At 58.9% G+C, this 16,882-nt stretch carries 22 protein-coding genes; 7 read left to right on the forward strand and 15 right to left on the reverse strand.

The features are described from left to right. Positions 1–29: 29 nt before the first annotated feature. Positions 30–1,271, reverse strand: a complete 1,242-nt coding sequence (locus tag E5K03_RS11935) for an RNA-guided endonuclease InsQ/TnpB family protein (RefSeq protein ID WP_138007062.1) — start codon at positions 1,269–1,271, stop codon at positions 30–32. A gap of 308 nt (positions 1,272–1,579) precedes the next feature. On the opposite strand from E5K03_RS11935, the gene thsB reads away from it, so the two are divergent. Continuing rightward, positions 1,580–3,220, forward strand: coding sequence for a thermosome subunit beta (gene thsB, locus E5K03_RS11940; RefSeq protein WP_138007102.1), 1,641 nt, complete (start codon positions 1,580–1,582; stop codon positions 3,218–3,220). Between the two features lie 83 nt (positions 3,221–3,303). Here the strand turns inward: thsB and E5K03_RS11945 are convergent, their stop codons facing one another. Together E5K03_RS11945 and E5K03_RS11950 are read right to left on the reverse strand one after the other, a co-directional pair. Continuing rightward, on the reverse strand, positions 3,304–3,648 hold the full coding sequence (locus E5K03_RS11945) for a DUF5615 family PIN-like protein (protein WP_137197573.1): 345 nt from the start codon (positions 3,646–3,648) through the stop codon (positions 3,304–3,306). Positions 3,649–3,650: 2 nt separating this feature from the next. After that, on the reverse strand, positions 3,651–3,956 hold the full coding sequence (locus tag E5K03_RS11950; RefSeq protein ID WP_138007063.1) for a DUF433 domain-containing protein: 306 nt from the start codon (positions 3,954–3,956) through the stop codon (positions 3,651–3,653). Between the two features lie 237 nt (positions 3,957–4,193). On the opposite strand from E5K03_RS11950, the gene E5K03_RS11955 reads away from it, so the two are divergent. Further along, positions 4,194–5,186, forward strand: a complete 993-nt coding sequence (locus tag E5K03_RS11955) for an ornithine cyclodeaminase family protein (protein WP_138007064.1) — start codon at positions 4,194–4,196, stop codon at positions 5,184–5,186. A gap of 53 nt (positions 5,187–5,239) precedes the next feature. Here E5K03_RS11955 and E5K03_RS11960 read toward each other — a convergent pair whose 3' ends face one another. Next, positions 5,240–5,455 carry a DUF7535 family protein gene (locus tag E5K03_RS11960; protein WP_138007065.1) on the reverse strand — a complete coding sequence of 72 codons (216 nt, stop codon included), beginning with the start codon at positions 5,453–5,455 and terminating at the stop codon, positions 5,240–5,242. Between the two features lie 67 nt (positions 5,456–5,522). Beyond that, complete coding sequence (locus E5K03_RS11965) at positions 5,523–5,945, reverse strand: hypothetical protein (protein WP_138007066.1); 423 nt, start codon at positions 5,943–5,945, stop codon at positions 5,523–5,525. 98 nt (positions 5,946–6,043) lie between these two features. Here E5K03_RS11965 and E5K03_RS11970 point away from each other — a divergent pair, with 98 nt between their 5' ends. Together E5K03_RS11970 and leuS are read left to right on the forward strand one after the other, a co-directional pair. Further along, positions 6,044–6,505: a hypothetical protein gene (locus tag E5K03_RS11970; protein WP_138007067.1), complete on the forward strand. Its 462-nt coding sequence runs from the start codon at positions 6,044–6,046 to the stop codon at positions 6,503–6,505. An 88-nt stretch (positions 6,506–6,593) separates the two neighbouring features. Beyond that, on the forward strand, positions 6,594–9,230 hold the full coding sequence (leuS, locus tag E5K03_RS11975) for a leucine--tRNA ligase (RefSeq protein ID WP_138007068.1): 2,637 nt from the start codon (positions 6,594–6,596) through the stop codon (positions 9,228–9,230). 23 nt (positions 9,231–9,253) lie between these two features. Here the strand turns inward: leuS and E5K03_RS11980 are convergent, their stop codons facing one another. Next, positions 9,254–9,679: an Hsp20/alpha crystallin family protein gene (locus E5K03_RS11980; RefSeq protein WP_321167629.1), complete on the reverse strand. Its 426-nt coding sequence runs from the start codon at positions 9,677–9,679 to the stop codon at positions 9,254–9,256. A 283-nt stretch (positions 9,680–9,962) separates the two neighbouring features. Between E5K03_RS11980 and E5K03_RS11985 the strand changes: the two genes are divergently transcribed. After that, a complete protein-coding gene (locus tag E5K03_RS11985; RefSeq protein WP_138007069.1) occupies positions 9,963–10,298 on the forward strand; it encodes a DUF7344 domain-containing protein in 336 nt (111 codons plus the stop codon). Between the two features lie 26 nt (positions 10,299–10,324). Here the strand turns inward: E5K03_RS11985 and E5K03_RS11990 are convergent, their stop codons facing one another. From E5K03_RS11990 to E5K03_RS12015, 6 genes are all read right to left on the reverse strand, one after another. Then, positions 10,325–10,645, reverse strand: coding sequence for a HalOD1 output domain-containing protein (locus tag E5K03_RS11990; protein ID WP_138007070.1), 321 nt, complete (start codon positions 10,643–10,645; stop codon positions 10,325–10,327). Between the two features lie 313 nt (positions 10,646–10,958). Beyond that, complete coding sequence (locus E5K03_RS11995) at positions 10,959–11,399, reverse strand: Hsp20/alpha crystallin family protein (RefSeq protein WP_138007071.1); 441 nt, start codon at positions 11,397–11,399, stop codon at positions 10,959–10,961. A gap of 72 nt (positions 11,400–11,471) precedes the next feature. Next, positions 11,472–12,284: a prephenate dehydratase gene (gene pheA, locus E5K03_RS12000; protein WP_138007072.1), complete on the reverse strand. Its 813-nt coding sequence runs from the start codon at positions 12,282–12,284 to the stop codon at positions 11,472–11,474. A 95-nt stretch (positions 12,285–12,379) separates the two neighbouring features. Then, positions 12,380–12,730, reverse strand: coding sequence for a phosphoribosyl-ATP diphosphatase (gene hisE / locus E5K03_RS12005; RefSeq protein WP_138007073.1), 351 nt, complete (start codon positions 12,728–12,730; stop codon positions 12,380–12,382). Further along, positions 12,727–13,380: a pyridoxal 5'-phosphate synthase glutaminase subunit PdxT gene (gene pdxT, locus E5K03_RS12010; protein WP_138007074.1), complete on the reverse strand. Its 654-nt coding sequence runs from the start codon at positions 13,378–13,380 to the stop codon at positions 12,727–12,729. The genes hisE and pdxT overlap by 4 nt, the downstream gene beginning before the upstream one ends. A gap of 76 nt (positions 13,381–13,456) precedes the next feature. Then, positions 13,457–13,621 carry a preprotein translocase subunit Sec61beta gene (locus E5K03_RS12015; protein WP_137197587.1) on the reverse strand — a complete coding sequence of 55 codons (165 nt, stop codon included), beginning with the start codon at positions 13,619–13,621 and terminating at the stop codon, positions 13,457–13,459. Positions 13,622–13,727: 106 nt separating this feature from the next. On the opposite strand from E5K03_RS12015, the gene E5K03_RS12020 reads away from it, so the two are divergent. Together E5K03_RS12020 and E5K03_RS12025 are read left to right on the forward strand one after the other, a co-directional pair. Continuing rightward, complete coding sequence (locus E5K03_RS12020) at positions 13,728–14,009, forward strand: thioredoxin family protein (RefSeq protein ID WP_138007075.1); 282 nt, start codon at positions 13,728–13,730, stop codon at positions 14,007–14,009. A gap of 70 nt (positions 14,010–14,079) precedes the next feature. Beyond that, positions 14,080–14,229, forward strand: coding sequence for a 50S ribosomal protein L40e (locus E5K03_RS12025; protein ID WP_137197589.1), 150 nt, complete (start codon positions 14,080–14,082; stop codon positions 14,227–14,229). Positions 14,230–14,253: 24 nt separating this feature from the next. Here the strand turns inward: E5K03_RS12025 and E5K03_RS12030 are convergent, their stop codons facing one another. From E5K03_RS12030 to E5K03_RS12040, 3 genes are all read right to left on the reverse strand, one after another. After that, a complete protein-coding gene (locus tag E5K03_RS12030) occupies positions 14,254–14,877 on the reverse strand; it encodes an MBL fold metallo-hydrolase (protein WP_138007076.1) in 624 nt (207 codons plus the stop codon). Between the two features lie 91 nt (positions 14,878–14,968). Then, entirely contained in the window at positions 14,969–15,307 is a 339-nt protein-coding gene (locus E5K03_RS17935) for a DsrE family protein (protein WP_138007104.1), read from the reverse strand. Between the two features lie 66 nt (positions 15,308–15,373). Next, on the reverse strand, positions 15,374–16,852 hold the full coding sequence (locus E5K03_RS12040; RefSeq protein WP_240730016.1) for a transposase: 1,479 nt from the start codon (positions 16,850–16,852) through the stop codon (positions 15,374–15,376). Positions 16,853–16,882 lie beyond the last annotated feature (30 nt).

A 16,882-nucleotide genomic window follows, 5' to 3' on the forward strand; every position in this document is an offset into this window, starting at 1 on the left:
CCTGTGCCGCAGAGTGAATCGCCTCGGGGTCAAGCCCCGAGGCTTCCCGTTTCTACGACGTGACTTGCAGACACGGACTCGAAATGAGTCGTGTCCGTAGCGGTCACAGTCTCCACGGGCGTTGATTCGGGCCATCCCAGCCCTAGTTCAGAAAAGCCTCTCTGCAAGACGTTCATCGCCGCATTCGCATCTCTGTCCGTCTCGAATCCACACGAGGGACAGGAGTGTTCCCGCACCCAGATAGGTTTCGCCGTCTCCACACCACACGACGCACACTCTTTCGTCGTGCCTCTTGCATCGACCTGCTTGACGTGAGTGCCGTACAGGTCGGTTTTGTATTCGAGGAGCGTGATGAATTGTCGCCACGCCGCATCTTGCTTGTTCCGGGCGTTATGCGACTGTTCAAGCATCTCTTTCACGTCCAAGTCTTCCACAAATACGGCGTCGTATTCACGGACGAGCCACGTCGTAATCTTGTGCTGGTAGTCCAGCACCTTCCGCTTAATGTGACGCTTCACCGTCGCCACTTCCCGGCGTTGTTTCTCGTAGTTGTTCGACCCCTTCTCTTTCCGTGAGAGTTTGCGTTGTTCTCGTCGGAGTCGTTCGTACTCATCTTCGAGGTCAAGCCAATCTACAGTCTTGCCGTCAGACGTGTGGATGTAGTTGAGGATTCCGAGGTCGATACCCACGCTGTTGCTTGAATCTAACTCGTCCAGCGTGGGTTTCTCGGGTAAGTCAGCGCCGTCGGTTTCGAGGCCGAAGGAGACGAACCACTCGCCGGTCGTCTCCTTCTTGAACGTAACCTCCTTGATAATAGCGTGGTCAGGAATTGGGCGGTGATAGCGAATCTTCATCCAGCCGATTTTGCTGAAGCGGACGTAAGCATACCTGTCACGGCCCCTTTTTTTATCAAGGTCGAAACCGGACTGGTTGTATGTCACACTCCGATAATCAACTGGCGCTTGTCGCTTGAGCCGACCGACGGTGTACCCCTTCTCTTTCTTTTTACGAAGGTTCGAGAGGTTCCGATGGAAGCGAGCGACGGTGGCTTGGGCAGCCTTCGAGTGCAGTTCACCGAACACCGACCACTTGCGTTTCCACTCGGGGAGTTTGTTGTTCTGGTCGTACTCACTTGGCTTGTCGTCTTCAGGACTGTTCTCGTAGTCCCAGCGGACGTGGTTGTAGAGTTGGCGATGAACGTCGAGATGGTGTTCCAGTCGCTCCGCTACCTCTTGTGTTGGGTAAGCATGATAGCGGTGACTGTGTTCCATCGCTGTCTCTTGATTAGTCGTATTGTCGCTTAATCGTTTGTATCACGAGTTGTCGGCTTCATCCCCGAGGTCAAGCCTCGGGGTATTCGCCTTGTCCGCTGATAAAGTATATAAATAGCCAATAATCCGAAACAAAGATTCTTGCTAACAACTCTCACGAAAAGAGCGTAATCAGCAGACTGTAACCGCATATACTGGCCCGATTGAATTCACATGCCACCACCTCGATCGAGATATACCGATGGATTTTTATAGAATCACAAACAATCAGTGTGATGACTATGAGTCAGCGAATGCAGGGACAACCGATGATCATTCTCGGAGAGGATTCCCAGCGCGTCAAGGACAAAGACGCCCAGGAGTACAACATTTCCGCGGCGCGGGCAGTCGCGGACGCGGTCCGCTCCACGCTGGGGCCGAAAGGGATGGACAAGATGCTCGTCGATTCGATGGGCGACGTAACCATCACCAACGACGGCGTCACCATCCTGACCGAGATGGACATTGACAACCCGACAGCAGAAATGATTATCGAGGTCGCCGAGACCCAAGAAGACGAGGCCGGCGACGGGACGACGACCGCGGTCGCGATCGCGGGCGAACTGCTCAAAAACGCGGAGGATCTCCTCGAACAAGACATTCACCCAACAGCGGTCATCAAGGGCTACCACATGGCCGCCGAGCAGGCCCGCGAGGAGATCGACGATATCGCCGAGACCGTCGACTCCGACGACACAGACATCCTCAAGAAGGTCGCCGAGACCTCGATGACCGGCAAGAGCGCCGACCTCGATCGTGAGGTCCTCGCCGAGCTCGTCGTCGGTGCGGTCCAGCAGATCTCTGTCGACGCTGACGACGGCTCGACGGTCGTTGACCTCGAGAACCTCAAAATCGAGACCCAGACCGGTCGCTCGGCACGTGAATCCGAGCTTCTGAAGGGCGCGGTCATCAACAAAGACCCTGTCCACGACGACATGCCGACCAACTTCGAGGCTGCGGACATCATGCTCCTCAACGAACCGGTCGAGGTCGAAGAGGCCGACGCTGACACGCAGGTCTCGATCGAGAGCCCCGACCAGCTTCAGCAGTTCCTCGACCAGGAAGAGGCGCAGCTCAAAGAGAAGGTCCAGCAGATCGTCGACACCGGTGCTGACGTCGTCTTCTGTCAGAAGGGTATCGACGACCTCGCCCAGCACTACCTCGCCAAAGAGGGTATTCTCGCGGTCCGCCGAACCAAGAAGTCCGACATCAAGTTCCTCAAGAACATCGTTGGTGGACAGATCGTTTCGGACCTCGACAGCGCGAGCGAAACCCACCTCGGCCACGGCTCGATCACCCGCGACGAGGAGGGCGAGCTGTTCTACGTCGAGGGAGACGGTGACGAGGTCCACGGTGTGACGCTCCTGATCCGCGGCTCGACCGATCACGTGGTCGACGAGCTCGAACGCGGTATCGAGGATGCGATCGACGTGGTCGCCTCTACGGTTGCGGACGGCCGCGTGCTCGCCGGTGGCGGCGCGATCGAGGTCGAACTCGCCTCCCGACTCCGCGACTACGCAGACTCGGTTTCGGGTCGCGAACAGCTGGCTGTCGAGGCGTTCGCCGACGCCGTCGAACTCGTTCCCCGAGTTCTCGCAGAGAACGCTGGACTCGATTCGATCGACCTGCTCGTCGACCTGCGTGCCGAACACGAGGCAGGCAACGCCCGTGCAGGCCTGAACGCGTTCACCGGCGACGTCGAGGATACCTTCGAGGCAGGTATCGTCGAACCCGCACACGCCAAAGAGCAGGCGGTCTCCTCGGCTGCAGAGGCCGCGAACCTCGTCCTCAAGATCGACGACATCATCGCCGCGGGCGATCTGTCGACCGAAGGCGACGGTGACGAGGCCGGCGGTGCTGGCGGCATGGGCGGCATGGGCGGCATGGGTGGCATGGGCGGCGCGATGTAAGCCCGCTCGACTGCCAACATCCATTCAATACCGTCGCGCTGCATCGCCGATCGAACTCACGTCCTATTTGTTTCGATCGGTAATCAGAGCCACTCGGAAGTAATGTACGTCACTGTCTCCATCGCCTCTCGATTGGGGAACGCTTGGATAACCCGCTGGATAATGTGGAAGAGTTCGTGCGGGGGAAGTGACTGGTCGGGAACGTAAAACACGCCGCTGTGTGAGTCCGCTGGCATCTGGACGAAGTCGTCGTCGCTGGTGACGATGAGACGATCCTCTTGAACGGCGTACAGACGAATCGTTGTGTCGTCGATACCTTCGCCCAACTCACCCACATCAACGACGCGCTCTACATCGTGGCCTGCTTTGGTGAGTTTGTCAGCAAGCGGAGCGGCGATGTTTTCGTCGAGAAGAAACGACACGTCCATGACTACGATTCCGGTAGGTCTTCCGGCCCGGTGATAATTTTTGCGTCTTCTTCAGCGGCTTCCTGAAGCGCTTTCCGGCGTTCTTCGACCGCCCGCATCTCTTCTGGGTGGTCGTGATAGTACGCCAGTGCGTGGTAGACATCCGAGGCGGTGAGGTCAAAGCGGTCCGCAACGGTCTGGGCGTCGAGACCGCGCTCTTCAACCAGCGCATGAATATGGCTCACGGTGATCCGCCGGCCCCGAATGTGGGGCTCGTCGTGAATTTCTGACTCGTTACCTGAGACGACGGTGTTCATTTGCTTCGACATACTGTAGACAACTAGTGCAGTAGTCTTCAGTCTTTGCCGGTATCGGCAGTTGCCTCCCACACAACGTTTGCTGTGTGAACTACTCTCAGTTCCCGGACTTCGCGCCGTTCACATGGTCAGCAGGACTGCCGATCCGGTTCGATTTAAAACGTGATAGATTGCAATATACGCAACCACGCAGATATCGTCGTCCAGAGAATCGACAGACACTAAGTTCGATCCCGTAAATGTTGCCGTATGGAGACGTTGCTTCTCAACAGCGACGACGTGAACGAGAACGCCCAGATGGGAGAACTCATCCCCGTGATCGAGGACGCCTTCGCCGCTTACGAGCGCGGAGACGCCCAGATGCCGCCGAAGTCCTACATCGATCTGCCGCAGTACAACGGCGACTTCCGATCGATGCCTGCGTACCTCGACGCCGGCGAGTGGGACGCTGCAGGGATCAAGTGGGTGAACGTCCACACCGACAACAACGAAAAATACGATCTGCCGACAGTGCTCGGGACGATGATCTACTCGGACCCGAAAAACGCCTTCCCGCTCGCAGTGATGGACGGGACATCGCTGACGCAGCTTCGGACGGGTGCAGCGGCCGCAGTCGCGACTGATCATCTCGCTGTCGAGGACGCGACGTCGATGGGAATCGTCGGCGCCGGCGTCCAGTCGTACACCCAACTTGAGGCGATCGCGACGATCCGGCCGATCGAAGAAGTCGTGATCTCCGATCTCGACGAGGAGCGGGTCGCAAAGTTCATCGACGCGTTCGAGGATCGCTTCGAGATCCGTGCAGGATCGATCGCCGACGCAGCCGCCTGCGACATTCTCTCGACGGTAACACCTGTCGAGTCACCGATCGTCTCCCGCGAGGATGTCGGCGAGCATACCCACATCAACGCGATGGGCGCGGACGCCGAGGGCAAACACGAACTGGCTGACGAGATCCTCTTCGACGCAAAGCTCGTCATCGACGACTACGAGCAGACGACCCACTCCGGAGAGATCAACGTCCCCTGGAGCGAGGGTGTGCTCACCGACGAGGACATCTACGGCGCGATCGGCGAGATCGTCGTTGGAGAGGTACCCGGCCGGACCGACACAGATGGTATCACCGTCTTTGATTCGACCGGGCTTGCGGTCCAGGACGTGGCGGCCGCTCGCGTCGTCTACGAACACGCCGACGAGAACGACAACGGCTATCCCTTCGATCTGGTCGGTCTCAATGCTTGAGTTCCGATCGACGACACCGCAGCGTCCCGGTCGGTTTCAATAATAAAAGTACGTTAGAGTACGTTCTGCCCGCGGATGCTTTTGCCCAGCCACAACAGGGCCCACACCGCAGCAATGACCGGCAACATCGGGAGGATGAGTATCAAGAGCAACCCGATCAAAACGAGACCAATGAGGTCCATCTCACGGTCCGGACGATCGCCACGGCGGGTGCTCACCGATCGGTACAGCTTCGAGGTGTACGGTTTGCTCTCAGTGCTTTGCGCCATACCAATCATAGGGGCTCTGGATGGTTAAACACCGACATGCTCGATCGAGAGCGTCCTCCTCGATCGGCTACTGGCTACACCCGTCGAAAGTCGAGTCAGATGGCATGTCTCGGAGTGTTCCGTCAGCGCCGATCCGTACTGTCACTGAGTAACACTCACCTCCATCCGTGGGGTAGGTCCGCTCGATCGAACCACCTGACTGCAGCGTTGCGACGACCGTGTACTCGGCTGGGTCGGTTGGAATTCCGTCTGCACTCGTGAGTACCGGCTGGGGCTCGTCGGCCGGTGGCACCTCGCGATCGATCTCGAACACCGTGTCTCCGCCACGATCGATCTCGACGCGGAGTGAATGGGGCTGATCGTCTGCGTTTAATAATACGAGTTCGCCAATACGGGTCCGGGACGGCCGTAGCGTTGCAGCACATCCAGCAACGGCCGAAAGGAGACCACAACCGAGCCACGCGATCGTCGTTCGACGGGGAACCGACATAGCTGAAGATTGGCCACGAGATGGATTAATACGCTGTGGATCTGCTGAGTCTGAGACTCGACAAAACAGCTATGTCGATTTGGCCGTGTTATAGTGGTATGGTCCTCGATGCGCTCATATCCCTCCCGAGCAAGCTTCGATCGGCCGTCCGAAACCGCGTCTTTTCCTCGGCGATCGAGCGCCGCAAGTGGTACGCGATGGTAGCCGACGACTGTCAACTCGTCATCTGGACCTGCGAGCGGAGCCAGCCGGGACATGTAGACATCCGATACCTCCGTGGGGCGTGTTTCGAACTACTCGCTCGGCTCGACAGTCGCCTCGCTACGGTCCCGCCGACGGTTGACGAGGATGTCGAATTGACCGTCAAGGAGCTCCGCGATCGCGCGCGCAGACGGGTAAACACTGGGCGACTCCACCGCGCCGATCCGGCAGCGTTCGAATCGATAATCACAGAGCTCCACTCACTGGAGGCGCGGTGTCGGCTTCGCGCAGAGGGGTTGACGTCGCCTGACGAGGAGGGATCGATCGCCTCCACACCGCACGGAGAGGTGGACGCGTAGCGACGGTCGTTCCTGCTGCGGCCATGTCAGGCCGTCCCGTCGGATGGAAAGGTATAGGACGCAAACGCGACCACGTTGGTATAAACAGATGAACGACGACGGCTACGACCACCGATCGGTCGAACGACGCTATCAGGAGGCGTGGGACGAGGCTGACGTCTACCGGACCCCCGACGACGTGTCGGATCCGACCTACGTCCTCGGGATGTACCCGTACCCCTCCGGGGAACTCCACATGGGCCACGTCCGAAACTACACGATCACCGACGCGTACGGGCGATTCAATCGAATGCGCGGCGAGGACGTACTCCACCCAATGGGGTGGGACGCGTTTGGGCTGCCCGCCGAAAACGCGGCCAAGGAACGCGACACCAACCCCCGCGATTGGACGTTCGACTGCATCGACACCATGCGCAGGCAGATGGAGTCGATGGGATTTGGGTACGACTGGGATCGCGAAATCACCACCTGCACGCCAGAGTACTACCGCTGGAACCAGTGGCTATTCGGCCGGCTCCACGAGGAAGGACTGGTCGAACAGCGCGACGCCGAGGTCAACTGGTGTCCCGACTGTGAGACCGTCCTCGCGGACGAGCAAGTCGAAGGCGAGGCCGAACTGTGCTGGCGATGTGACACCCCCGTCGAACAGCGTGAGCTCGAACAGTGGTTCCTGAAGATCACCGAGTACGCCGATGAGTTGATTGACACGCTCGATGAGCTGAAGGGATGGCCAGATTCGGTTAGACAGATGCAGCGCAACTGGATCGGCCGCCAGTACGGGACAACGCTACCGTTCGAGATCGACAGCCACGGCACCGTCGAGGCGTTCACGACCCGCGCAGACACGGTCTACGGTGCGACTTTCTTCGCGCTCGCGCCAGATCACCCAATCAGCCAAGAGCTGATCAAGACGGACGACGCGGTCCACGAGTTCATCCACCACGAGGCAGACCCTGAAGGCGACGAGCCCAACGGCGTTCGGACGGATCTGACAGCGACGAATCCCGTGACCGGCGAAGAGCTGCCGGTGTTCGTCGCCGACTTCGTCCTCTCGGACGTGGGGACCGGCGCGCTGATGGGCGTACCCGGCCACGACGATCGCGACCACGTCTTCGCGACAAAGATGGGCGTTGACATCGTTCCCGTGATCGCCCCGAGCGACGAGGACGATGTCGACGTGAGCGAGTCCGCATTTACCGACGACGGCGTGTTGATCAACTCCGGTGAGTACAGCGGACTGGACAGCGAGACCGCCCGCGAGCAGATCACTGAAGACACCGAGGCCGCAGAGCTGACCACCCAGTACCGCCTGCGTGACTGGGGAATCTCCAGACAGCGCTACTGGGGGACGCCGATCCCGGTTGTCCGGTGTTCGGAGTGCGGTCCCGTGCTCGTGCCCGAGTCTGAGTTGCCCGTCGAGTTGCCCGAGTTCGTCAACACGACTGGCAATCCGCTGGACGCGGCGACTGACTGGAAGGAGACGACCTGTCCGGAGTGCGGTGGTGAGGCCGTCCGCGAGACCGACACGATGGACACGTTCGTCGACTCCTCGTGGTACTTCCTGCGGTACGTCTCCCCGGAGTTGACGGACGCGCCGTTCGACCTCGATCGCGCCAACGACTGGATGCCGGTCGATCAGTACGTCGGCGGGATCGAACACGCCGTGATGCACCTGCTGTACAGCCGCTTTATCACCAAATTCTTCGCCGACGCCGAGGGGCTCGAACACCGCGAGCCGTTCACCAACCTGCTCGCACAGGGCATGGTGCAGTTAGACGGCTCGAAGATGTCCAAATCGAAGGGCAACGTCGTCTCACCCCAGGAGATCGTCGAAGACTACGGCGCGGACACCGCCCGGTTGTTCATGATGCAGGCTGCCCAGCCCGAGCGGGCCTTCGACTGGACCGAAGAGGGCGTTCGATCGACATACGCATTCTTGACACGGCTGTACGACCTCGTCGAGTCGTTCGATCCCGAGACCGCCACGGGCGAACACGACGCGGTCGCCGCCTACGTCGAAAGCGAGATCGATGCGACGATCGCCGTCGCGACCGAAGAGTACGAGTCGCTGACGTTCAATATCGCCCTGCGGGAGGCACAAGGACTCGTTCGGACGCTGCGGCAGTACGCCGACTACACCGAACCGCACGCGGCGACGTTCGAACGCGGCCTCCAGACGGCTGTGTTGTTGCTCTCGCCGGTTGCCCCGCACATCGCGGAGGCGCTGTACGACGAACTGGGCGGTGAAGGATTCGTCGTCAACGCGGCGTGGCCAGAGAGCGACGCCGATCGATCGACTGCAGAGGATCGCCGCCGACTCGTCGAGAACACCCGCGAAGACGTCCGGCAAATCATCGAGGTCGCTGGGATCGACGATCCCGAACGGATCGATGTCGTCGTTGCGCCCGAATGGAAATATCGCGCGCTCGAGGTTGCCGTCGAGAGCGACGCACCGAACGTGATCGGCGAACTCATGCAGATTCCGGAGATCAAAAAACAGGGCCAAGCCGCTGCCGACTACGGCAAGGACCTCCAGGCCGAGCGCGAAGCGCTGTCGGTCGGACTTGCGGTGGACGAAGAGTACGAGGCGCTGTCAGCAGCGGCGTGGCTGATAGAACGGGAGTTCGACGCGCCAGTCCGCGTGGTTCGCGCGGCTGACGCCGACGAGTCAACAGTTTCGAAGGCGACGCCCGGTCGGCCGGCGATCGATATCCTCGAAACGTAGGCTCACCGTCTTGGCGGGCGAGGCTATTCGATGTCGATCCGGTGGCCGTCGTCGTCCTCGGTGGGTTCGAGTTGGGGAACCGTGACGGTGAGGACGCCGTTCGTGTAGGTCGCAGTGGAGCCGTCGACGTCGATCGCCTCGGGGAGACGAACGCGGCGGCTCAGGGTCTCGCTGCGTCGTTCGCGTTGGAGATAGTCGCCAGCGTCTTCGTCAGTCTCGTGGTGGCGCTCGGCGCGGATTGTCAACAGGTCCTCGTCGAGTCGAAGGTCGATGTGTTCGCGATCGAAGCCGGGGAGATCGGCCATGACGACGTACTCGGTGTCGTAGTTGGCCACGTCGATGTCGATCCCGCCCCAGTTGCCCGCAGGCAGGCGCATCTCCTCGAAGCCCTGGCCCATTCTGTCAAAGAACGATTCGATGTCGTCGAACGGTGTTGATCGTCGCATCATATTGTTTTTCACCAAAGGACAGAATAGTCGGCTGTGATATTAAACAGTGGAGGACCATGTGTAGCAGATCGCACAGCATTGAGCTATAGACAGCTACCCGCAACTGAAGTCGTGGGCGTTCTCCTTGACTGCTGGTTACCCGAGGCGTTCGACCGATGTCGACAGGTAAGTAAGGGAGAATGAGAGAGTCTGGGTCAACGCCACAAATATCAGGACGGAGGATAACACTGCATATCGATGGCCCTGCGAGCGAGTCCACTGTCTGAACATGGTGTGGATATTAATGACTACAAACAAACAGATCGTCTCGACCGAAACCCTGCTTGACATCGTTGCCAACCCGCGGCGGCGAACGATACTGAACTACCTGAGTACTAACGGAGATGAGACGGTCAGATTGGACGAGCTGACTCGGTCGATCGCTGCCGATGGAGGACACACCGCAAGCTCTCACAGCGGAGATTCCACAGCCACAGATATCGAACTTCATCATACACATCTTCCGAAGCCACCGGCCGCCGGCATCACCGAATACGACGCACAGCGTGGGATAGTAACGTATCACTCCACGGACCGAGTCGAGAAGCTTCTCGAGTTCGTCTCGACAAAAATAGCATAGTGTGTTCGGTGGGCGCTGTTTTGCGCTTATTCGGAGGTGACGCCGTCCAACTGAACCTCGACCCAGCCGCGGCTATCGACTTGAACGGCAATACCGTCGTACATGAACGACACAGAGACAGCATCCGTTGTACCGTCTCGCCGCGATTGCATGAGCCGATCGAGTGCATCGGGGTCGACGTAATCGTACAGCGGAGACGTGGCGGTAGGATCGCGGTTTGTCGCAGCAGCGACGGCTTCGATCACAGCCGTGCTCGGTCGGTCTGAGTCACCCCACTCGTGACGGATTCGTCCAGTTGACGGTGCGGCTGAGTCGTTCCGTTCTGACGGCGTGTCCTTTTTTGTCATCAGTTGATTATTTTTGCGGCATCGATAGAGCGACGGAATGTGTTCGCAGCGACGATCGGCTCCTCGAATTGGTACTACCTTCTATATTGGATCATATACAATGTGTACATAAGATTGTTTTGTGATAAACTAAATAACACATCATGTTATTGATATTATTTGTTGGCGAAATGAGAAATCACGTGATCGGCGTTGGGGCCACGGGGGACACAGTAAACAAAAAATACGCACACCGGGCTAAGGGGACTGACAGGTACGATCGCTCTCTGTCGTCGATCGAATTGAGAGCTGCCCCCACGGGCTGACGGGCAGCCTATGAGATTTCGATCCGCTTGCCGCCGGCATCGTCAGGCGACTGTTTTGGCAGGGTAACTGTCAGGACTCCGTTTGCGTACGTCGCGTTCGTCTCTTCTGCGAGGACCTCCGCAGGAAGAGAGACCCGCCGGCTGACTGATCGCTGCTGTCGCTCACGGCGGTGGTAGGTGACACCGGCCTCTTCACCCTCGTCGGTTGCTTCGGATTCGGTGGTCGCATCGAGGACGAGCGAGCCGTCGTCGAGACGGACCTCGATCGAATCACGATCGAAACCGGGCAGATCGGCAGTCACGACGATCTCGTCGCCGTGATCAGCCACATCCACGCGGATTTCCTGTCGAAGCCCCGGCTCGAGCGATCGGCCGATGCCGCCGAACTGTTCGTTCATCCGTTCGAGGAACTCATCCAGCTCGCGGAAGGGATCTCGTTTGTCGGGCATACACCTAGTCGTTCGGCCGGCAGCCTAATCAATCTTGTCGCCGAAAAAAGAACAGTATTCAGGGTCGCGAAATCAGTACATCACGTGTCTGGTATCGTAGGAGCCGAGCACGCGAACCCAGCCCTCGCTGGCGATTGCTTCGATCTCTTCGACGGCCGCCTGGGTCCGATCCTCGTAGAGACCCCCTTCCGCGTCGAGGTGGAACAGATAGTCTCCGAGGCGCTCGCCACTGGGGCGAGACTCGATCCGCGAGAGGTTGATGTTTCGATCGGCGAACGCTTCGAGCAACTCAAGCAGCAGTCCGGGATAGTTGACGTTCGGGTAGACGATGAGCGTGGTCTTGCCGCCGGCGTCCGATCGTTCCGACAGCGGGGCGATCACGAGGAAGCGAGTCACGTTCGAAGTTCGGTCCTGAATCCCCGTCGCGAGGACCTGTAGCTCGGTGCCATTCGTCGCGTTGTCGGGGTGACCGATCGCCGCAACCGTCGGATCGTTTCGAGCGCGTTCGACCCCGCGGGCGGTGCTTGCAACCGCCTCCTGGGCGATTTCCGGGTACTCGGCTTCAAGATACCCACGGCACTGTGCGAGCGCCTGCGAGTGGCTCGCGATAATGTCGAAGTTGCCCGACTGGGCCAACAACCCGTGTCGGATCGGTGTGACGACCTCGGAAACAACGCTCACATCGTGTTCGGAGAGCGCATCGAGGCTTTCGGTGACACTCCCTTCGATCGAGTTTTCGATCGGGACCACGCCGCGTTCGAACGTGCCGTCGGCGACGGCTTCGACGATCGCGGTCACCGATTCGCGAAACGAGACCGACTCTGCAACGGCGCTGGCCGCACGGTGCGAGTAGGTGCCCGCGGGCCCAAGCGTAACGGCATTCATTGCCGGAACAGTTGTCCGGTCGGCGAAATAAGTCCGTCGGCTTCTCACCAGCAGTACCGCCCGATCGATCCGGCAGAATTGTGGCGGTTGATCGATCAGTGAAACCGCGATCGCAGTTCGTCGCGTAAATCATCGACGGTGAGTCCCTTCATCGAGAGTAAGACGAGAAGGTGATAGACGAGATCAGCGGATTCGTACTGGAGCTCTGCGGCATCGTCGTCTTTCGCCGCAAGAAGGACCTCCGTGAGTTCCTCGCCGAGCTTTTCGAGCACGTAGTTTTCGCCTTTCTCGTGGGTAAACAGCGTTGTCGTGTATGAGCCCTCCGGGAGGTTTGCTTTGCGGGATTCGATCGTTTCAAACAGTTCGTCGAGGACCGCTTCCGGGGCTGCGTGTTCGGAGTTCACTGCAGATTCAGTTGTGTCGTCGATCGGCTCTTCGTCGCTCATACGTCCATCTCAGCCGGTTGCGCCGTCGAAAGCGTGTCGATCGCCGCCGAAAGCACCAACCGGTGCAGCCGATCGTCGTTGGTCAACTCCGGATGGAACGAGGTCGCAACGACCGGGCCGTCCCGCACCGCGACCGGATCGTCCTCCCAGCGCGCTAGTACCTCGACATCCTGGCCTACCTCGTCGATGACAGGCGCACGGATGAACACCGCCGGGAACGGCGTCTCGGGATCAGTGATGCCGTCGATCGACAACGGTGCCTCGAAGCTGTCGACCTGCCGACCGAACGCGTTTCGATTGACGCTCACGTCGAGGACGTCGAGCGACTGGACGCGATCGTCCTGTGGATCTGCCGCGGCGACGATCAGCCCCGCACACGTCGCGAGAACGGGTTTCCCGCTGGCGACGTGTTCGATAATCTCCGCGTCGATCCCTTCGCGATCGAGAAGCTGTGAAATGGCTGTTGACTCCCCACCCGGCAGACAGAGGACGTCACAGTGTGGGACGGTTCCGGCCTGTCTGATCCGCTCAACGGCGACGGACAGGCCACGACGCTCGCCCGCGCGCTCGATCGCTGCGGCGTGTTCGGCGACGTTGCCCTGCACGGCGATCACGCCGGCCCGAATGTCTGGCTTGCTCGCTTCGCTCATAGCTATATGTGGTGATTGTGACGCAAAAAGGGCGCGCTCGACACCGCTCGGTAGATGGTTGATTTGCGCTCTTCGTTCAGGCGACCGTCAGCGTCAAGAGCTGTACGAAGACACCAAAGAGGATACAGAATGCCATCACCGTCTTGGGGTCGATTCGGATGGCGTTTCTGTCCTCGGAGTCGAAGTACCGAACTAGCCCCGCACTCGACATCAGGCCGCCGGAGTTTTGCCCGCTGCTCATACCCTCTCTGGGTTCGTCGGGATGCTAAACGTTTCGTTCTCCGCCAGCTATCGCCATTCCCCATGAGCAACTCTTATCATTGCGGGTGTGAAACAATTCGAAGCACATGACCGTTCGACTCAAAGATTTCTACGCTGACTGGTGCGGCCCGTGTAAGACCCAGGATCCGATCCTCGACGACCTCGAAGAAGACTACGGCGATGTCGTCTTCGAGAAGGTCGACGTCGATCAAGAACAGGACATCGCGAACCAGTACCAGGTTCGATCGCTTCCGACACTCATCGTCGAAAACGACGACGGCGTCGTCGATCGGTTCGTCGGCGTCACCCAGCGTGAAGACATCGAAGAGGCACTCGTCGCAGCGGGCGCACAGGCCGCAAGCGCCTGAAACGTTCAACGACCGGCCAGCGCAAACGCTTCTCGGAACTGTTATACGGAAACCCCTGTTACCGGGAGGTATGCCGAGCAACCCACACGCCGAAAAACGGATGTTGGACCGACAGATCTGTATGCGCTGTAACGCTCGAAACGCCATGCGAGCGACCCGCTGTCGCAAGTGCGGCTACAAGCGCCTCCGCCCGAAAGCGAAGGAACGCCGCGCCGTATAAAACTGCGCCGTCTGAAGCAGACGCTTACTCGGGGTATTTTGGCTCACGACGCTCAGCCCGCGTGAGCGCCCGCTCGATCACATCGCGAACCGAGTCCCCCTCCGGATCGGCAGTAAACACGTCACCGTGGCCGGCACACATCGTCGTCACCGTATCTGGAAGCCGATCGAGCAGCGTCCGCAGGCTTTCGATCAACCGCTGGCGGGACTGTCCGGGCATATCTGTTCTGCCGAAGCTACCATTTTCAAACGCGCCGTCATTGTAGACCACCACGTCGCCGCTGAACAGCGTCGTCTCGCCGACAAAGGAGACGTGGTCGCTGGCATGGCCGGGCGTGTAGACGACCTCGAACGTCTCCTCGCCGATCGTCACCGTGTCCCCGTCGTCGATCGCGTGGGTTCGAAGCGGGTGCTCGCTGTAAGCGTAGACTTCGGGGTCGAACGCGTCGACAACTGCCTCGAGTTCACCGATATGGTCGCCGTGTTGGTGGGTCAACACGAGCCGGTCGATCGCGTCGACGTGCGCTGTGATTTCGTCAACGACACCAGCCATTGTTCCGGCGTCGACGAGGGTTACCTCGCCGTCAGGGACGAGAAACGCGTTACAGGTGAACGTCTCTGCGTCGGCGGTTACGTTGATCGGTGTCATATCTGGACGATCGGTCCGAAGCGCTAAAAGCGTACGCGGACCGGCAAGCCGACGGCGAGGTCAGTTCTCGATCGAACCGCGGCACGCCTCCTCAGAATGTCATGACTTCGTAGCCATCTTCGACGAGCGATCGGACGCTCGGGTGGCCGTCGTTCTCGTCGAGGGTGACGACACCCGCGTCGGCGATCGCCTCAGCGACGCCGAACGCACCGGCACAGAATTCACACGCTGATGTCTGCTCGCGGAGCGACTGATAGAGTTCGTGGTAGTCGTGGGCTTCATCCTCCAGTTCTGGAATCCACTGTGTACCCGCGCCGTCGAAAATGAGCTCCAGCTCGTCCCCGTCAGATTCGGCGAACTCCCGGGCGGTTTCGAGTCCGTTGACGAGTCGGCCGAGGTCACCGTGCGATTCCGTATCGGCGAGAATGATAACTGCTGCTTTCGTGACCGCCTCCCACGACTAAAGTCGTGGGCTTCCCCTCCGATGACGCGTGATTCAGTCGTCTGAAACACCGGGGGCAACGTTCCCACGCGCCGACTGCGTGGTACTCTGGTTTGTGGGTTCCTTTTTGATCGAATGACCAGCGTGTTTTCCTGTCCACGTATGGTCGTTCCACTCAAGGCATGGTACCGATATATGATGTCCATCCGCCTTCGTGTTCTCTCCGGCGGCCACGGGCCGAGCCATCGACCCATTCGTCTCTATATCTATACTCTCAGCTGCGTGCTTTCGCAGAAAATTCGTTGATCCTGCAATATCCGAGTGTCCTTCACGACCACACGAGTGACATTGGAGTAGATCTCCACTCCGATGCACGTCTGCACTCTCACACGCGGGACACTCTGATGAGGTGCCTGCTTCAGATTTCTCAGTGACAGTTATCCCGTATTCAAATTCCAATACATTGCTCAGTCGCCGACGGAAGCGTCCGTGTGCCCAGAACAGATCTGTTTTCTCGTTGACCGTCGCAGACCAGTGTTTCTCTCGAACGTCGCTCAGCGCACCGACAATGAGCTCAGTAACGTTTCGTTCGGTAAGCCACTCACCGAGGTCACGAATTAACGCATCCATCGCATGGTTGCGTTGTCTACTCCTCGTCTGGGAGAGATTTCTGATTTGTTCGCTCGACCATATTTCATCCGGGAGTCTGGATTGCAATTCGGCGATTCGCTCGGTATGAGCGTGGAACGTGCGGAACGCGGGTCGTCCGTGGTAGAGGCGGTGATCGCCTTCGGTTGTCGTGGCGGCGGCGAGATTGTTTGCACCGATGTCCACTGCTGCTACTACTTTGTTGCCGCTGGTGGTAGTAGCCAGTGAAGTGGGTTGATAAGAGTCTCGGCGGCGTGGAGGGTTGTCCTCATCGCCGACGGTTCTGTATGCAGTGAACGTTTCGGTGTCTCTATCGTACACAATTTCTAAGCGACCTTGTTTGCCTGTCCAACGGGGTTGGCCTGCAACCTCCAAGCGTAACCGTTCTTGATATCCAAGTCCGTACTTTTCTTTGAGGTCCATTCCCACGGGAATTTCAAGTCGGCTTCGGTCGCCGAGTTCAAGCGTATACTGATCGTTGCGGATAACGGTACGCGGAATCCGCGTTCCATTTTCTTTCCAGTATCCGGGTGGGGATGGTCTCTCTGTAACTTTTGAATTGTTTGGGTCGCGGTATTTTGAGAGGATAGCGAAGTAGGCTTTCCACGGTTCCCAGTTCTTTTGGACAACTTGTTGCGGTGCCGCAGACCCGAGGGTTTGGATATATTGTTGCCGATATTCTTCTTGGGTGACAGCTTGTTTCACTGTAGATTTCAACTTGTTAACCGGGACGCGAGTGTCCGCGTTATCTTGCGTGGTGAAGAGGGTTTGTCTTCGATCGTAGTTGACTTGATTATTGCAGGCTGCTGATGCGTCGAGGAGTTCGAGGAGAAGTAGCGTGTCCCGGTGCGAGCGTGGTCTCACCTCGAATGTATCACAACGCACCAGCTATGGTTTACTATGTAGAAAACAGTA

The sequence above is a fragment of the Halalkalirubrum salinum genome (assembly GCF_005543295.1).
GTDB lineage: Archaea > Halobacteriota > Halobacteria > Halobacteriales > Haloferacaceae > Halalkalirubrum > Halalkalirubrum salinum.

Excerpts from the sequence above, each read along its gene's own strand:
- E5K03_RS11935 (WP_138007062.1), bottom strand. The coding sequence starts at position 1,271 with ATGGAACACAGTCACCGCTATCATGCTTACCCAACACAAGAGGTAGCG.
- thsB (WP_138007102.1), top strand. The coding sequence starts at position 1,580 with ATGATCATTCTCGGAGAGGATTCCCAGCGCGTCAAGGACAAAGACGCC.
- E5K03_RS11945 (WP_137197573.1), bottom strand. The coding sequence starts at position 3,648 with ATGGACGTGTCGTTTCTTCTCGACGAAAACATCGCCGCTCCGCTTGCT.
- E5K03_RS11950 (WP_138007063.1), bottom strand. The coding sequence starts at position 3,956 with ATGTCGAAGCAAATGAACACCGTCGTCTCAGGTAACGAGTCAGAAATT.
- E5K03_RS11955 (WP_138007064.1), top strand. The coding sequence starts at position 4,194 with ATGGAGACGTTGCTTCTCAACAGCGACGACGTGAACGAGAACGCCCAG.
- E5K03_RS11960 (WP_138007065.1), bottom strand. The coding sequence starts at position 5,455 with ATGGCGCAAAGCACTGAGAGCAAACCGTACACCTCGAAGCTGTACCGA.
- E5K03_RS11965 (WP_138007066.1), bottom strand. The coding sequence starts at position 5,945 with ATGTCGGTTCCCCGTCGAACGACGATCGCGTGGCTCGGTTGTGGTCTC.
- E5K03_RS11970 (WP_138007067.1), top strand. The coding sequence starts at position 6,044 with ATGGTCCTCGATGCGCTCATATCCCTCCCGAGCAAGCTTCGATCGGCC.
- leuS (WP_138007068.1), top strand. The coding sequence starts at position 6,594 with ATGAACGACGACGGCTACGACCACCGATCGGTCGAACGACGCTATCAG.
- E5K03_RS11980 (WP_321167629.1), bottom strand. The coding sequence starts at position 9,679 with ATGATGCGACGATCAACACCGTTCGACGACATCGAATCGTTCTTTGAC.
- E5K03_RS11985 (WP_138007069.1), top strand. The coding sequence starts at position 9,963 with ATGACTACAAACAAACAGATCGTCTCGACCGAAACCCTGCTTGACATC.
- E5K03_RS11990 (WP_138007070.1), bottom strand. The coding sequence starts at position 10,645 with ATGACAAAAAAGGACACGCCGTCAGAACGGAACGACTCAGCCGCACCG.
- E5K03_RS11995 (WP_138007071.1), bottom strand. The coding sequence starts at position 11,399 with ATGCCCGACAAACGAGATCCCTTCCGCGAGCTGGATGAGTTCCTCGAA.
- pheA (WP_138007072.1), bottom strand. The coding sequence starts at position 12,284 with ATGAATGCCGTTACGCTTGGGCCCGCGGGCACCTACTCGCACCGTGCG.
- hisE (WP_138007073.1), bottom strand. The coding sequence starts at position 12,730 with ATGAGCGACGAAGAGCCGATCGACGACACAACTGAATCTGCAGTGAAC.
- pdxT (WP_138007074.1), bottom strand. The coding sequence starts at position 13,380 with ATGAGCGAAGCGAGCAAGCCAGACATTCGGGCCGGCGTGATCGCCGTG.
- E5K03_RS12015 (WP_137197587.1), bottom strand. The coding sequence starts at position 13,621 with ATGAGCAGCGGGCAAAACTCCGGCGGCCTGATGTCGAGTGCGGGGCTA.
- E5K03_RS12020 (WP_138007075.1), top strand. The coding sequence starts at position 13,728 with ATGACCGTTCGACTCAAAGATTTCTACGCTGACTGGTGCGGCCCGTGT.
- E5K03_RS12025 (WP_137197589.1), top strand. The coding sequence starts at position 14,080 with ATGCCGAGCAACCCACACGCCGAAAAACGGATGTTGGACCGACAGATC.
- E5K03_RS12030 (WP_138007076.1), bottom strand. The coding sequence starts at position 14,877 with ATGACACCGATCAACGTAACCGCCGACGCAGAGACGTTCACCTGTAAC.